We start from the raw sequence: 15,299 nt of genomic DNA, 5'->3' as shown, positions 1-15,299 counted from the left end.
TTTATAGCTTTGATTTTACTTTTACTGCTTAATTTGTACCCCTATATTAGCTGTTAAGTGCACTATTTATAACTATTGGTTAAATGGAATCGAGTTTAAATAAAGAGAATCCTGAAGTAAGACTACGTGCTTTTAGAGCCATTGACGAGCCTGAAACCTGCCGACTGTTTATTGAAGGACATACGCACGTCTTAACAAGTATAGGTGTAACCAAAGTCACATCGTCAAAAGACGAATGGACCGAAAATCCGGCAGCTTTTGTAATGGTTGTTGAATCATTAGACGGAAAAAAAGTTTACGGCGGCGCACGGGTACATGTAGCCGGAGGATCGCAGCTTTTACCTATTGAACAGGCTACAGGGCGCATGGACCCGAGCATATTTGATTTAGTTTGGCACTTTGCACAACACGGAACAGGCGAATTATGCGGCCTGTGGAACTCCCGCGAAATTGCGGGATACGGCATTGGCAGCATTTTTTTGATACGTACGGCAGTAGCTATTTCTTATCAAATTGGCATCCAATCGCTTTTTGCGTTGTGCGCACCTTATACCATCCCCCCCGGTGAGGCCGTAGGCATGGAAATTGAACCTACCGTTGGTAATAATGGTACATTTTATTATCCTAAACTAGACCTCGTAGCCACTACAATGGTATTAAAAGATGTACCTACGCTAGCCAGAGCTTATGAGGAAGATAAGGCAGCGATTCTTAAAATAAGGGAAAACCTGAATATTATCCGCACCGAAGTACTCAGAAAAAAGGAGATTACTATCCATTACGAAATTGAAATACCAAATTTACAGCAGTGGGATTTAAGCTCCGTTATAGCCAACGCTCAAAAAACCTATTCGCAGATTAAACTTAATGACGACGATCCGGAGATTTTGTAGTTGAACGGCCAGTAATAAACAGCAACACGATTAACAATTTGCCGATTGTTAAAACGTTTTCCTGGTAGCAGTCGTATAATGGCTCTACGTTTATTATGATCAACAACTACTCCACACTCTACACATCTCCTGAAGACAATTTGGTTTATCAGCCTCAATTTTTTAATTGTGCTTACGAGGATCAAAAATCACAGCTTAATGACCTGCTGGCACAAGGCAGGGTTTTACGCATACACGACTCCATCCAAACCCAGCTTCAAGAGCTAATAAAAAGCAGGAACCCTGCAGCGAAGATCGGTCCGGATGACTATAAACGTTTAATTGAGGCGCATTTAGCAGGCCGACCTTTGGAAGATTATGGTCTATGGGTTTTTTATCCCTGGAGCCGAAGCCTGGTGCATTTAGTTGAAGAAGAAGAGTTTATTGAAGTAAGAACTAACCGGAACCAGCTCAAAATTACCCAGCAGGAGCAGCAGCAGTTAAGAGAGAAAAAGATAGGCATAGTTGGCCTGTCGGTAGGTCAGTCTATTGCACTAACGTTAGCTATGGAGCGTACCTGCGGCGAATTAAGGCTTGCAGATTTTGATACGGCAGAATTAAGTAATCTTAATCGCCTGCGCACCGGCGTTCATAATATGGGTTTAAATAAAACAGTTATTGCCGCACGTGAAATTGCAGAGATAGACCCATTCCTAAAGGTAAAGCTTTTTCATGAAGGGTTACATCAAGGTAATATTGACGCTTTTTTTACCGGCGATGGCAAGCTTGACCTTTTCATTGAAGTATGCGATGGGCTAGACATTAAAATAGAAAGCCGCTTTAAAGCGCGGGAACTGAACATACCGGTGGTAATGGATACGAACGACCGCGGCATGCTGGATGTGGAGCGCTTTGACCTGGAACCTGACCGCCCTATCCTCCATGGTTTAACCGAGGGCTTAGATCCCAGTAATATAAAAAGCCTCTCAAATGAGGACAAAATACCTTACATTTTAAAAATGGTAGGTGCCGAAACCATATCAACCCGTATGAAGGTTTCAATGATGGAGGTACAGCAATCCATTAACACATGGCCTCAGCTGGCATCATCGGTAGTATTGGGTGGTGCACTTACAACAGATGTTTGCCGCCGTATCTTGTTAAATGAATTTCATGAGTCGGGCCGTTATTATGTTGATCTGGAGGAATTGGTAGCCGATAAAAAAACTGTATCACCAGCTTATGTACGCAGTAACCCGTTTACACCCCTTGCGGTTGATGAGATGAAACTGCTGGCTCAGAAAACGCCTGCAATTTATCATAATGCGCAAGCTATTAAGCCTGATGCTCGCACTATAGAAACTTTGGTACAGGCCGCCTGTGCTGCTCCCTCAACGGGGAACGACCAGCCATGGAAGTGGCTTTACACCAACGGAACATTGTTTTTGTACCACGATGAACACCGCTCCTACTCCTTCGGCGATTTTAGGAAGATGGCTTCATTCATTAGTTTCGGTGCCGCTTATGAGAATTTAAACATTCAGGCACTCAGCATGGGTTTGCAGCCTCATCTTCATTTCATGCCCAATAACAGCAGCGAGCGGCTGGTAGCCGCCATTAGCTTCGGGCCGGCCATTAACGAGCAACAGGCGGACCTGCTGACACCGCTGCAAGGCAGTATTTTTACAAGGCACACCAACCGTAACCTTGCTGGCCGTGCAGACCTGCAGCAGCCCATCTTCGATCAATTAACACTACTAACCGAATCTATCCCTGGTGCAAAGCTGCATTGCTTTACCGAAGCCGATACCCTGCGCGAGCTTGGGAAAATTATAGGGGCTTGTGATCGGATACGTTTACTGAACAAAGAAGGCCACCATGATTTTGTACACCACGAAATGCGCTGGACAAGTGAAGATGCCGAAGCCACAAAAGATGGCATTGATGTTAAGACGTTAGGACTGAGCAACTCGCAGCTGGCTGCATTAGGCGTTATTAAAGGCGCAGAGGTTGTGCAATCCATTAATGATTTTGGTGGTGGCAAGGCACTGGATATGTTAGCAACCCGTACAGTAGCGGCAGCATCAGCCCTTTGTTTTATTACGCTACCGCAACACGGCCTGCAAAGCTTTTTTGATGGTGGCCGGGCCATGGAGCGCTTTTGGCTGGCTGCTACCCAACTCAACATAGCTGTACATCCGGTTATTTCCCCATTATATATTTTCCCGAGGATAGTATACGGTAATGGCGAAGGCTTGAGTGAGCAAAACCAGCAGGAACTACAACAACTAAGGGAACGCTTTATAGCGCTAACCGGTATAGACAATAACCAGGCCGAGGTATTTTTAACAAAAATAGCTATTGCGAACGAACCAGATTTAAAGAGTTTCAGACTGCCTATTCATCAAACTCTTTTTATTGATTAATTGCACCAAATACAGCAATGAATACAGATATACGTGTTAAGCTTATCAGATACATCTGCGTTTTAATACTGGCACATGTAGCTTTTGTGCATAAAGCGGTAGCACAGCAGCCGGTAATTTACAAAAATGGTGGTAATGTAGTGCTTGGAGAGCATGTTGCGATATTGGAGGATTCTACCAACCGTTTAACCATCAACGAGGTATTAACAAATAAAAACTTTGCAGCTTCTGGCAATGAAGTCCCTAACCTTAAGTTAAGTAAGTCGAGTTTCTGGTTACGGTTTTCTATCAAAAATCAATCGGCGTACAATCACCTCTTACTGTCGCTAGAGTATCCTACGTTGAGTGTGTGTGATTTTTACCGTCCAGAAAATCACACCTATAAACTTACGCGGTTCACAGACACATCAGGGTTCTATAAAAGAAAATACAAACATCAGGATTTTATTTTCGACATCAATTTGCCAAAAGACAGCGCGGCCACTTACTACATTAAAGTAGAAAGCAGCGAGCAGATGATATTGCCATTAATTTTAAGCACCGAGCAGCAAACAGCCGAATCTTTATTGGCTAAGAACCTCTTTTGGGGTATCCTGATAGGACTTATACTAGTGATGATATTGTACAATTTGTTTGTCTATCTGTCTACCAAAGATGTAAGCTACCTGTATTACGTTTTGTATACAACCTTTATTGGCCTTACCCAAACTACCTTATCGGGCTATACTTTTCATTACCTGTTTTACAACCACCCCTGGCTTTTCAAAAAAGCCATAGTTGTTTTTCCGGGCCTGGCCGGTGTGGCGGCCGTATTGTTTGTAAGCAAGTTCTTGCATACCAAGCAGCGCACGCCCAAGCTTCATAAATTCTTCGGTGTTGTAATAATTCTTTACAGTACTGCCATCATTTTACGACTGCTTGGATACAATCACGCCAGTTATCGCATGATTGACATTTCTGCATTATGCGTTACGGGCAGTATATATGCGGCAGCCTTAATCACATCCGCGCAGGGATATCGTCCGGCTCGTTTTTTCCTGCTGGCCTGGACTATATTTTTAGGTGGCCTCGTCCTGTTCGTGCTGCGCAATCTGGGCGTGTTACCATACAATGTATACACCAATTATACTATGCAGGTGGGTACTGCATTCGAGATTACGCTGCTTTCTTTAGCACTAGCCGATAAGATCAACATTTTCAAAGCCGAAAAAGAAAAATCGCAGGAAGAGACGCTATTAGCGGTAAAGGAAAACGAACGCATTGTACGCGAGCAAAACGTAGTATTAGAAGCACGGGTAAGCGAACGCACCCTGGAGCTCCGGCAATCGAACCAGGAGCTCAACCAAACCCTGGAAGAACTAAAACAAGCACAAACCCAGTTAGTTGAAGCCGAAAAAATGGCCTCACTTGGTCAGTTAACGGCGGGCATTGCGCACGAGATCAACAACCCTATCAACTTTGTCACATCCAATATCAACCCGTTAAGGCGCGACATTGAAATGGTATTGGATACGCTGAAAACAGTTGAGGAAATTGGCATATCAGAATTACCCATAGCTGAAAAACAAAAGCAGATACAGGATTACAAAGACGAGTTAGATTTTGATTACCTCACGCTAGAGATCAACCACCTGATGAAAGGAATTACGGAGGGTGCCAACCGCACTGCCGAAATTGTTAAAGGTCTCCGAATTTTTTCGCGCCTGGATGAAGACGACCTGAAGCGTGCAGATGTTAATGAGGGTCTTGATTCGACACTGGTTATTGCCAACAATTTAATAGGAAAAATAAGGGTTGAAAAACAGTACGGTGACTTGCCGTTTATTGAATGCTATGCCGGTAAGCTAAACCAGGTATTCCTTAATATCATTTCAAACGCAGTTTATGCGGTGAAGAAAAGATTTGGAGACAGTGCAGATGGCAAGTTAGAAATCGTTACTACACACGATCAGCAAAATGTTTACATCAAGATAAAAGACAATGGTACCGGCATGAGCGTTGAAACACAACGAAAAATGTTTGATCCGTTTTTTACCACAAAAGACGTAGGCGAAGGCACTGGTTTGGGTATGTCTATTGCCTATAACACCATTAAAAAGCATCAGGGACAAATACGGGTTGAGAGTGTTTTGAATGAGGGCACAGAGTTTACACTGGTTATACCAATAAATTTTGATCCGAGACAAACCTAATGTAAACTATATTCGTACAAAGAGGTTATTTATAATAATATAGCCTTCTTCCCTACGATATTATCTTTCAATAAAATTTCTCAGGCATTGATCCCGAATTCAGAAAAAATTAAGATTTTGTACATCGACGATGAGCAGGATAACCTTGTTGGTTTCAAAGCATCGCTACGTATGAGCTATCAGGTGTTTACCACTGTTGATGTAAAATTGGCGGCAGGTATTCTTGATAAAAATCCAGACATCAGGGTCATATTTTGTGATCAACGGATGCCCGGAATGACTGGTGTAGAGTTTTTTGAGAGTATCAGACCTACTCACCCCCATCCTATCCGCATCCTCTTAACCGCTTACACGGATGTCGACTCCATCATTAACGCCATTAATAAAGGCAATATATTCAGGTATTTAAACAAACCGTGGAATGAGGCCGACTTACTTTCGGCTATTGAGGAGGCTAACAAGTTTTACCTGGCCAGCTCAATGCTCTCGGTAAAGAACGAGGAACTGAATACCGCTTATAATGAACTGAATAAGTTTGCTTATAGCGTGAGTCATGACATCAGGGGCCCAATAGCGGGTTTGTTAGGTGCCATTAACGTGGTGCGGGAGATTGACAGTATCGATGAAATGAAGGAGATGCTGGTATTGATGGAAAAATCCTTAAAGAAGCTGGATACATACATTGTAAGTATGCACGATTATTATGCTATTCAGAGAGGAGAGCTTAAATTAAAGGATGTTGACTTCAAATTATTAGTAGAAGAACTACAGGCATTTTATAACGTCATTTCAACTTTAGATAATATAGATTTTAAAGTTACCGTAAACCAAAGCGAGCCGTTTAGAAGTGATGACAGACCATTGAAGCTTATTTTAAATAATCTTCTCTCCAATGCCTTTAAATACCAGGATAAGAACAAGACAGAAAAAGCGGTAAATTTACATATCGAAGTTAAAAAAGGGGTAGCCACTATAACCATTATGGATACCGGAATTGGTATATTAGGCAACCATATAGGAGAAATATTCAACTTATTCTATCGTGCAACTGCACAAGGGTCAGGATCGGGCTTTGGCTTATATAATGCTAAAAGCGCCTTGTTAAAATTAAATGGGCATATAGAAGTTAATTCGATTATGGATAAGGGCACTACATTTAAGGTTGTTATCCCCTCAATTTAATCGGCATGAAACCAGCATTCATAATTATTGATGATAGTGAACTTGATTGCTTCATTATTCAGAAAATAATTCAGCACATAGATAGCAACTTCAACTTTAAAATATACCGTAGTGCCCAAAAAGCATTAGATGCCCTTAAAAAAGTTACCGAAGAGGATTATGTGTTTGGACTGATTGTGCTGGATATTAATATGCCGATGATGAATGGATTTGAATTTATTGAAGCATTTGAAAAGCTTCCTTCCGGCATAAAGGATAAGTATAGGATCGTTGTCCTTTCCAGCACCAGAAATCCCGGTGATATAGCCAGGCTTTCAACTTATAAATCTGTAGAAAGCTTTATCGACAAACCCATTACTAAAGAAAAACTTTACGCACTTCTGGCGCGAACCGACGTCGAAGCCTAATGCTTAAGACAGCAGTTTCTGCCTTAGTAAAAACTCCAGCTGGTTGTTAGAATCTTCAAGCTTCTCGTTCATTTCCTTTAGCTGATCGTTCTCCAGATATTTTTCGTAAGCGCGATTGATTGTCATATCCAGTTCTTCCTCATTCCAGGGCTTTGCTAAATAATGAAATATCTTGCCCTTGTTTACCGCATCTACTACGGCTCCCATATCGGCATAACCGGTTAAAAGAATGCGCATAGGTGCCGGATAAATTTCTAACACTTTTTCCAAAAACTCAACGCCGGTCATTTCGGGCATACGCTGATCGGTTATGATGATTTGAATTTTACGCGCCGCAAGTATTTTCAAGGCTTCGTCACCGCTAATGGCAGTCCAAACCTGGTACTTTATTCTAAAGGTCGCTTTAAAGGAAAACAAATTATTTTCCTCATCATCTACATATAATACTGAAATTTTTTCGGACGACATAACACGTATAAATTCAAAGCAAAGTTAAAGTAACTTAATAAAACCCCAAACATTCATTTGATAAGATGTAAGTGGTATCGGTTTTGAAACTGTTGTAAGCTTACTAATTGGTTATCATAAAGATAGCAAAGACAGTGCTGTTTACAAAAAGTAGTTTTCAACTTTTCTTATTAAGATTACATCTGCTTACGTGTTTTGGTTAAAATATGTTATAGGCCAAAGCGCATATTTGGTGCTTTGTAGCATAACTTTTAAGGGTTTGTTATAGAAGTAAGTGACAAGATATTTTACCGCCATTGCGGCCTGCACATTGTTGCGTTGGTTATTTACCGCACTGTTTACTTACGTTTATACATAAAAATATTTTTTCAAATCTAAGTGTCAGGTATACACTAAGATTTCCTATCTTTCGCCGGTGCACAGGGCATGGCTGGTTTTCAAAGCAACCGGTCCAATGCATAAGTTTTTCAGGGGCCATTAAGGCGCCGATTTAAGAACAGTAAAATGAATAACATTTCAAATATAGGGGTTTATACCTCCGGGGGCGATGCGCCCGGCATGAATGCAGCCATCCGTGCTGTGGTTAAAACAGCCCTGTTTAATAAAATAGAAGTTACAGGTATTCGTTTGGGTTATGAGGGGATGATTACCGGCGATATGCACGCTATGACGCCAAAATCGGTTGGTAATATTATCCATCGCGGGGGCACTATACTTAAAACAGCCAGAAGTGAAGAGTTTAGAACCGAAGCGGGAAAGCAAAAGGCTTACAAACAGCTAAAGCGCTTTGGTATTGATGCGCTGGTTGCTATTGGCGGCGACGGCACTTTTACCGGTGCTAATATGTTCAGCGAACTGTTTGATGTTCCGGTTATAGGCATACCGGCTACTATAGATAACGATTTGAAAGGAACAGATTTTACAATAGGTTATGATACGGCGTTAAATACGGTGCTAAAGTCTGTTGACCAGATCAGGGACACAGCCGAATCACATGACCGCCTGTTTATTGTAGAGGTAATGGGCCGCGACTCGGGTATGATAGCCATGCGGGCAGGTATTGCTGCTGGTGCAGAGGCGGTAATGTTGCCTGAAATTAAGAACAACCTGGAGCCTGTTTTTCAAAAACTGGAAGATTCCCGGCATCATAAAAGCTCTAAAATTTTAATTGTTGCTGAAGGCCAGGAAATAGGTGGAGGATTTGAGATAGGACGTATAATTAAAGAGAGATTTCCTCAGTATGATACTCGGGTTTCAGTTTTAGGCCATATGCAGCGTGGTGGCCACCCCAGTTGTACAGACAGGGTATTGGCAAGCCGCTTTGGAGTTGCAGCAGTTGAAGGCTTGCTTCAGGGTCGAAGCCAGGAGATGGTTGGCGTAAGGCACCATGACATTGTATATGTACCCTTAAAAGAAGCTATTTTACAACCTTCAGAACTGGATTTAAACATGCTGAAGATCATTGACGTGCTGGCCTGATATAGCCGCTTACAGGAGACATTTGTAACCTAAGGCCTGCAAATTACAGATGCCCTAACTTAAATTGTACAAAGGCTCAAGGTAATTGTAACTTTGACCTAGCCCTTCTATTGGGCAGTATATGAAAAAACTGGAAAAGCGGGATTACGATGCCATTGTGGTAGGTTCAGGGCCTAACGGCCTTTCTGCGGCCATCTTATTACAGCAACACGGCCTCCAGGTTTTAGTATTAGAAAGCAAAAGCACTATAGGGGGCGGTTTGCGCACTGCAGAGCTTACATTACCCGGTTTCAAACATGATATTTGCTCAGCCATTCATCCTTTAGCGCTGGGTTCACCATTTTTTAAAACACTGCCACTTCAGCAACATGGTTTGCAGTATGTTTTGCCTGAAATAGATGCGGCACATCCTTTTGATAACGGTAACGCAGCTGTGCTTAAACGCTCCATACATGAAACGGCAGCACTGCTGAAGGCCGATCAAAATACTTATCTCAAACTATTAGCGCCGCTTGTAAAAAGCTGGGCTGGTTTATCGCCTAATATATTAGGGCCTCTTCAATTCCCTAAGCACCCGCTTGACTTTGCCCGGTTTGGTTTATTGGCCTTGCAACCGGCCACTCTGCTAGCTAAAAACTTTAAAACTGCAGAGGCACGGGCACTATTTGCCGGCATGGCTGCCCATGCCATACAGCCGTTAGGCAATCTTGCCACATCGGCTGTTGCTTTGGTACTGCTGGCTAATGGCCATTTGGGCGGGTGGCCTATTCCAAGGGGCGGCTCGCAAGCTATCGCTAATGCGTTGGCCGGATATTTCTTATCGTTAGGCGGTAACATACAAACCGGCATTCATGTTACTTCGCTGGCACAGTTACCATCAGCACATGCCGTGCTGTTTGATGTAACACCTAAACAGCTTTTGCAAATAGCAGGTCATCGATTTTCGTCACTTTACAAGTGGCAGTTGGAACGCTACCGTTATGGAGATGGCGTATTTAAGATAGATTGGGCGCTGGACGCTCCCATCCCATTTAAGGCTGAGGAGTGCCGCAAAGCCGGAACTGTGCATTTAGGAGGCACGCTTGAGGAAATTGTTATGGCCGAAAATGCATCGGCTAAAGGCAGGCATGCAGACAAGCCTTATGTACTGCTGGCCCAGCAAAGTTTATTTGACAATACCCGGGCGCCCGAGGGCAAGCACACGGCCTGGGCTTACTGCCACGTACCAAACGGTTCCACTAAAGATATGACGGTTAGTATAGAACAGCAGGTAGAACGCTTCGCACCTGGCTTTCGCGACCGCGTTTTAGCCCGGCACACATTCAACACACAACAAATCGAAGAACATAACCCCAACTATATAGGCGGCGATATTAATGGCGGCAGGTTAAATATAGCACAATTGTTTACCCGCCCTGCTTTGCGCTGGTCGCCTTACAAAACCTCGGCAAAGGGTTTGTATATCTGCTCTTCATCCACTCCACCCGGTGGTGGTGTGCATGGTATGTGTGGTTACCACGCAGCCAAAAGGGTCTTGAAGGATCTGTTTCATATCATCGCCCCATAATAATAAGCCAAAAGAAATTACTTCAAGTATTGTAGGTACCGGACCGTGACGCGATGAAAAGACGCATACGGCATTAAGTTACGGTATGATATAAGCAAGTTTTGAGCAGATAATGCTACTTTTAATTCATGACAGAGCAGTTCCCTTTCTATATAAGTCTTGTTATTGCCATTGTTGTACTGGTGATGATTGCCGATAAGGTAAAGGTAGCCTATCCGGTAGTGTTAGTTGTTGCTGGGTTGGGCATTAGTTTTATGCCGTTTATGCCGGCGGTGCGCATGAATCCCGACTTGATTTTTGTCGTTTTCCTACCGCCGCTGCTATATGAGGCTGCCTGGGCCATTTCCTGGAAAGAACTTTGGCGCTGGCGGCGCATTGTAGGTAGTTTTGCATTTGTGGTTGTTTTTTTAACGGCCTTGTCTGTTGCGTTTATAGCCAACCGGTTCATTCCCGGGTTTTCACTGGCTCTCGGCTTTTTGCTGGGCGGCATTGTGTCGCCACCTGATGCTGTAAGCGCTGGCGCTATTTTAAAATTTGTAACGGTACCCAAACGGGTGTCCTCTATTTTGGAAGGTGAGAGCTTACTTAACGATGCTTCCTCACTAATCATTTTTCGTTTTGCAATGATTGCATTGGCTACGGGCCAGTTCATTTGGTACAGCGCCGCTTTAAGTTTTGGCTGGATGCTACTGGGTGGTTTAGGTGTAGGTTTGATTGTAGGCTGGTTGTTTATGAAGGCACACCGGCATTTACCTACCAATGCCAATATCGATACTGTTTTAACCCTGGTAACGCCTTACGTAATGTACATCATTGCCGAGGAAATACATAGCTCGGGCGTGTTGGCTGTGGTAAGCGGCGGCTTGCTGCTGTCTAGCAAGCGGCATTCGTTTTTAAGCGGCAGCTCTCGTTTAAGGGGCGTAAACGTATGGGAGAGCTTAGCCTTTGTACTTAACGGACTCGTTTTTTTACTGATAGGGCTCGAACTGCCCGAAATTACGGCCGGGCTTAAGCAGGAAGGGGCCAGTATCTCTGGAGCTATTGGTTACGGCTTGCTGGTTACAGGCGTACTTATTGTAACCAGAATTATGTCTGCCTACGGTGCGGTGTTTGTAACACTGATTGCCAGAAACTTCATTAAAGTTGCAGACCCACGCAACCCCGGTTTTCAAACGCCGTTAATATTGGGATGGACCGGCATGCGTGGAGTAGTTTCACTTGCGGCCGCCTTATCCATACCAGTGCAAATGAGCAATGGTGCTGCGTTTCCGCAGCGGAGCCTCATTCTGTTCATTACTTTTGTTGTTATCTTGGGTACGCTACTACTTCAGGGTCTTACTTTGCCTGCGCTGATTAAAAGAATCAAAATACCCGACTTTCATGACTACCCACCCGAAGGCGAAGCCGAAAACTACATACACCGCGAACTGGCCAAACATGCCTTGCAACACCTTGACAGTAAGTACACCGGGCAATGGGAAAATTCGCCTTTACTACAGCAAATGGTAGCCAAATGGCAAGGCAAGGTTAACGATGTTGCTGAAGTGGCTATTTCCTTGGAATACAGGTCTATTTACCTGAACCTGCTGGATAAGCAACGGAACTGGCTCATTCAAAAGAACGATGACGATGAGCATTTTGACGAAGACATAATCAGGAAGCATTTGCGGTTAATTGATATTGAGGAAGAAAAAATTAGGTCGCTTTAACATTATCAAAGTAAAACGGCCCCTATTGCTGTAACTGGTAAAAGAACTACTATCATTAATAGGAAGCTGGCAAACTAAAAACAAATCTGCTACCTTCACCTATAGCGCTTTCAACCCATATTTTACCTTGCTGCGCTTCTATAAAGTCTTTTGATATGGCAAGCCCCAGGCCCGACCCCGATTTATTCTGTCCATCTGTAGGTACCTGAAAATAACGATCGAACAAGCGCTTCTGGTACTGCTCATCTATACCCTTACCGAAATCGCGCACCGAAAACTCAACTTGTTTATGACCTACGGCCAACTTGACGATGATCTTCGATTTTTCGGCACTGTATCGCAATGCGTTTGATAAAAAGTTAACCAGCACCCAGGCTGTTTTTTCTACGTCAGCCTGCACTTTGGGTAAACGCCCATCGCTAACCACATCTATAGCTATCCCCTTTTGCCCCGCCTGAAAATTGACCGAATTAATTGCATAATCCACTATCTGCATTGGGTCAACCGGTACAAAATTTAATTGAATATTTCCAGTTTCAACTTGCGATAGCTCCAGCAATTCGCTGGTAATTTTGAGCAAGCGGGCGCTATCATCGGCAATGTGTTCTACCAGTTGCTGTTGTTCAGTGTTCATGGCTCCTACCCTTTCGTCCTTCAGCAATTTTAGACTCATCTTAATAGAAGATATCGGCGTTTTTAGCTCATGCGATATGGTTGCAATAAAGTTTGTCTTAGCCTCATCACGCTCCTTAAACTCGGTAATATTGCGCAGCACATAAACTTTGCCAGCCGATTTTGTAGCAATTTTAATTGCATCACTCTGCTTATCCAGGTTAGGCACAAAGATATCACGGCTTTGCAGCTGAAAATGCGATTCCTTGCTATCGAGCACAATCTTCAGTGCCTTAACAGCCGAATCATTTGTGATGATAGACCGAAACAGGTCGTTGTTCTGAACCAGCTTTTGGGTGTTTTGGCCAATCACCTTATCCTCAGTAATATTGAGTACTTTGCGCGCCGTATCATTCATAAATAACACCTCCTGCTTTTCGTCTACACCTACAATGGCATCCTGCATTTGCTCAATGATGGTCTCGATGCGCCGCTTTTCGGATAAAACGGTGGCCAGATTGCTGTTTTCCCACTCATTGAGCCGGGCCGCCATGTTGTTAAAGGCGCCGGCCACTTCGGCAAACTCATCGCCCTGGTCAAAATGCAATCGTTTGCTGTAATTACGCTCGCTAATCTCGCGGATACCCTCCAGCAGTGCACGCAAAGGGTTGGCAATAAAACCCGGGAAATTAACACTAAAACTAAATAGTACCAGAAAGGTAAAGGCACCGGCAATACCCAGCATTAAACTAGCCTGGTTTACCGATGCCCTTGCAGCGTCATTTTTGCGCACAATAGCCTGCATGTTTAACAACTCAATTTGCCGTAAATGCGAACGGACCTCTCTTTGGGCCACTTGCTGATTAAGGGGCGTTTGTTGGCGGTTAAGCTGATCAAAAGCTACGCGTAGTTGGGCTACCGCTTGCTGCTCGCCTTTCTCGGTTACATTATGTTCCTCTTTACCTAACTGCTTATCAAACTGCGCTGCAACTGCTGGCGCAAGGGGCAAGTTGTTCTCATCCAGCAGCGTACGCATTTCGCGGGTGTAGCTCAGGGTTTCGTAATTGTCTTTTAAAATTACTTTAGCATTGTTGGAGATATCCTGGATATAATAAAGAGAGATAGCGCCAAAGAACAGGACCACGACAAACAAAAAGCCGAATCCTAGTCTGAGTTTGGTTTTAATTTTCATGAGAGTATCACTAAATCGGTTTCTGTAGCGGCTATTTTTTTAAGCAGCTCGTTAAACACTGCAGTGCGTAAAATTACCTGAAATAAGCTTAAGTGCGGCTTGCCAATACAAATGGTGGTTACTTCGCGCTCATCGGCTATTTGCATAATGGTTTGGGTGATCTGGTCGCTTTTAATTTTCACAACCTCGGCGCCTAATTCGGTAGCCAGTTTAAAGTTATTAATTAAATGCCGCTGCTTGTCCAGCTTAATTTTGTCGAGGCTTTCGCTGCTGCTTTGCACGTACAATACCACCCAGGGCGACCGGTAGTAAGAAGCCAGCCGGGCGGTTTTGCGGATCACTATTTTGGCCGTAACTGAGTTTGACGAAATACAGGCCAAAAATTTCTCCGGACGGAGTTTAATCTGCTTAGGTATTTCGTTGTCAATTTTACGTTCCAGGTGATGTGCTACTTCTTTCAATGCCATCTCGCGCAACTGCAATATCTTATCGCTCTGAAAAAAGTTCTGCAATGCCAGTGCTATCTTGCCCTGCTCGTAAATTTTCCCTTCCTTAAGCCGGTCTATGAGTTCGTCGGCGGTAAGGTCAATGTTTACAATCTCATCAGCCAGTTGCAATATCTTATCGGGGATGCGCTCAGTGATGGCAATGCCGGTAATATCTTCAACTTCCTCGTTCAGGCTTTCCAAATGCTGAATATTTACAGCACTTATTACGCTGATTCCGGCCTCCAGTATATCCAGCACATCCTGCCAGCGCTTCCCATTCTTGCTGCCTTCAATATTAGTATGGGCCAGTTCGTCAACAATAACTACCTCCGGGTGCCGGTTCAAGATACCCTGCAAGTCCATTTCTTCGAGTTGCTTGCCTTTATAAAAGGTTTTGCGGCGGGCTATTACGGGCAATCCATCCAACAGGGCATGTGTTTCGGCTCGGTTGTGGGTTTCTATATAGCCAATTTGTATGCCTATACCATTACGCTGCAGGGCATGCGCCTCCTGCAGCATACGGTAAGTTTTGCCAACTCCTGCGCTCATGCCGATATATACCTTTAGCTTGCCACGCCTGGATTTTTTAACCAGCTCGATAAAGTTCTTAACCGAACCATCCTTATGTTCTTCTTCGGGCATCTTGGTTACTAATTAAAGGTGATTGTGTTTAATTGGTAGCTTAACCTTTTGCAACAAACCGGC

The 15,299-nt window shown here is 43.7% G+C and carries 11 protein-coding genes; 8 read left to right on the top strand and 3 right to left on the bottom strand.

Annotation, left to right across the window (positions count from 1 at the left end):
* Positions 1-83: 83 nt before the first annotated feature.
* The 5 genes from ABDD95_RS08105 to ABDD95_RS08085 all read left to right on the top strand — a co-directional run bounded on the left by ABDD95_RS08105 (position 84) and on the right by ABDD95_RS08085 (position 7,079).
* A complete protein-coding gene (locus ABDD95_RS08105; protein WP_345951380.1) occupies positions 84-893 on the top strand; it encodes a hypothetical protein in 810 nt (269 codons plus the stop codon).
* Between the two features lie 95 nt (positions 894-988).
* Positions 989-3,298 (top strand): Rv1355c family protein, encoded by a 2,310-nt coding sequence (locus ABDD95_RS08100; protein WP_345951379.1) that lies wholly within the window; start codon positions 989-991, stop codon positions 3,296-3,298.
* 17 nt (positions 3,299-3,315) lie between these two features.
* Positions 3,316-5,490 (top strand): 7TM diverse intracellular signaling domain-containing protein, encoded by a 2,175-nt coding sequence (locus ABDD95_RS08095; RefSeq protein ID WP_345951378.1) that lies wholly within the window; start codon positions 3,316-3,318, stop codon positions 5,488-5,490.
* Positions 5,491-5,607: 117 nt separating this feature from the next.
* Positions 5,608-6,672 (top strand): hybrid sensor histidine kinase/response regulator, encoded by a 1,065-nt coding sequence (locus ABDD95_RS08090; RefSeq protein WP_345951377.1) that lies wholly within the window; start codon positions 5,608-5,610, stop codon positions 6,670-6,672.
* Positions 6,673-6,677: 5 nt separating this feature from the next.
* The gene (locus ABDD95_RS08085; RefSeq protein ID WP_345951376.1) at positions 6,678-7,079 is read left to right on the top strand and encodes a response regulator; all 402 of its coding nucleotides are present in this window, start codon (positions 6,678-6,680) and stop codon (positions 7,077-7,079) included.
* 3 nt (positions 7,080-7,082) lie between these two features.
* On the opposite strand, the gene ABDD95_RS08080 is transcribed toward ABDD95_RS08085, so the two are convergent.
* Positions 7,083-7,547 (bottom strand): response regulator, encoded by a 465-nt coding sequence (locus ABDD95_RS08080; protein WP_345951375.1) that lies wholly within the window; start codon positions 7,545-7,547, stop codon positions 7,083-7,085.
* Between the two features lie 504 nt (positions 7,548-8,051).
* On the opposite strand from ABDD95_RS08080, the gene pfkA reads away from it, so the two are divergent.
* The 3 genes from pfkA to ABDD95_RS08065 all read left to right on the top strand — a co-directional run bounded on the left by pfkA (position 8,052) and on the right by ABDD95_RS08065 (position 12,302).
* Positions 8,052-9,026, top strand: coding sequence for a 6-phosphofructokinase (pfkA, locus tag ABDD95_RS08075; protein ID WP_345951374.1), 975 nt, complete (start codon positions 8,052-8,054; stop codon positions 9,024-9,026).
* 130 nt (positions 9,027-9,156) lie between these two features.
* Positions 9,157-10,593 carry an NAD(P)/FAD-dependent oxidoreductase gene (locus tag ABDD95_RS08070; RefSeq protein WP_345952099.1) on the top strand — a complete coding sequence of 479 codons (1,437 nt, stop codon included), beginning with the start codon at positions 9,157-9,159 and terminating at the stop codon, positions 10,591-10,593.
* Between the two features lie 128 nt (positions 10,594-10,721).
* Entirely contained in the window at positions 10,722-12,302 is a 1,581-nt protein-coding gene (locus ABDD95_RS08065; protein WP_345951373.1) for a Na+/H+ antiporter, read from the top strand.
* Between the two features lie 55 nt (positions 12,303-12,357).
* Here the strand turns inward: ABDD95_RS08065 and ABDD95_RS08060 are convergent, their stop codons facing one another.
* Together ABDD95_RS08060 and ABDD95_RS08055 are read right to left on the bottom strand one after the other, a co-directional pair.
* Positions 12,358-14,106: an ATP-binding protein gene (locus ABDD95_RS08060; protein ID WP_345951372.1), complete on the bottom strand. Its 1,749-nt coding sequence runs from the start codon at positions 14,104-14,106 to the stop codon at positions 12,358-12,360.
* Entirely contained in the window at positions 14,103-15,236 is a 1,134-nt protein-coding gene (locus ABDD95_RS08055; protein ID WP_345951371.1) for a sensor protein KdpD, read from the bottom strand. The genes ABDD95_RS08060 and ABDD95_RS08055 overlap by 4 nt, the downstream gene beginning before the upstream one ends.
* Positions 15,237-15,299: the final 63 nt, after the last annotated feature.

The organism is Mucilaginibacter sp. PAMB04274 (genome assembly GCF_039634385.2).
Taxonomy (GTDB): domain Bacteria; phylum Bacteroidota; class Bacteroidia; order Sphingobacteriales; family Sphingobacteriaceae; genus Mucilaginibacter.
Note: the sequence above shows the minus strand (reverse complement) of the source record. Positions and strands in the feature narration are given on the sequence as shown.

What these genes read in the sequence shown, in the direction of transcription:
- ABDD95_RS08105 (WP_345951380.1), top strand. Translation starts at nt 84, where the DNA reads ATGGAATCGAGTTTAAATAAAGAGAATCCTGAAGTAAGACTACGTGCT.
- ABDD95_RS08100 (WP_345951379.1), top strand. Translation starts at nt 989, where the DNA reads ATGATCAACAACTACTCCACACTCTACACATCTCCTGAAGACAATTTG.
- ABDD95_RS08095 (WP_345951378.1), top strand. Translation starts at nt 3,316, where the DNA reads ATGAATACAGATATACGTGTTAAGCTTATCAGATACATCTGCGTTTTA.
- ABDD95_RS08085 (WP_345951376.1), top strand. Translation starts at nt 6,678, where the DNA reads ATGAAACCAGCATTCATAATTATTGATGATAGTGAACTTGATTGCTTC.
- ABDD95_RS08080 (WP_345951375.1), bottom strand. Translation starts at nt 7,547, where the DNA reads ATGTCGTCCGAAAAAATTTCAGTATTATATGTAGATGATGAGGAAAAT.
- pfkA (WP_345951374.1), top strand. Translation starts at nt 8,052, where the DNA reads ATGAATAACATTTCAAATATAGGGGTTTATACCTCCGGGGGCGATGCG.
- ABDD95_RS08065 (WP_345951373.1), top strand. Translation starts at nt 10,722, where the DNA reads ATGACAGAGCAGTTCCCTTTCTATATAAGTCTTGTTATTGCCATTGTT.
- ABDD95_RS08060 (WP_345951372.1), bottom strand. Translation starts at nt 14,106, where the DNA reads ATGAAAATTAAAACCAAACTCAGACTAGGATTCGGCTTTTTGTTTGTC.
- ABDD95_RS08055 (WP_345951371.1), bottom strand. Translation starts at nt 15,236, where the DNA reads ATGCCCGAAGAAGAACATAAGGATGGTTCGGTTAAGAACTTTATCGAG.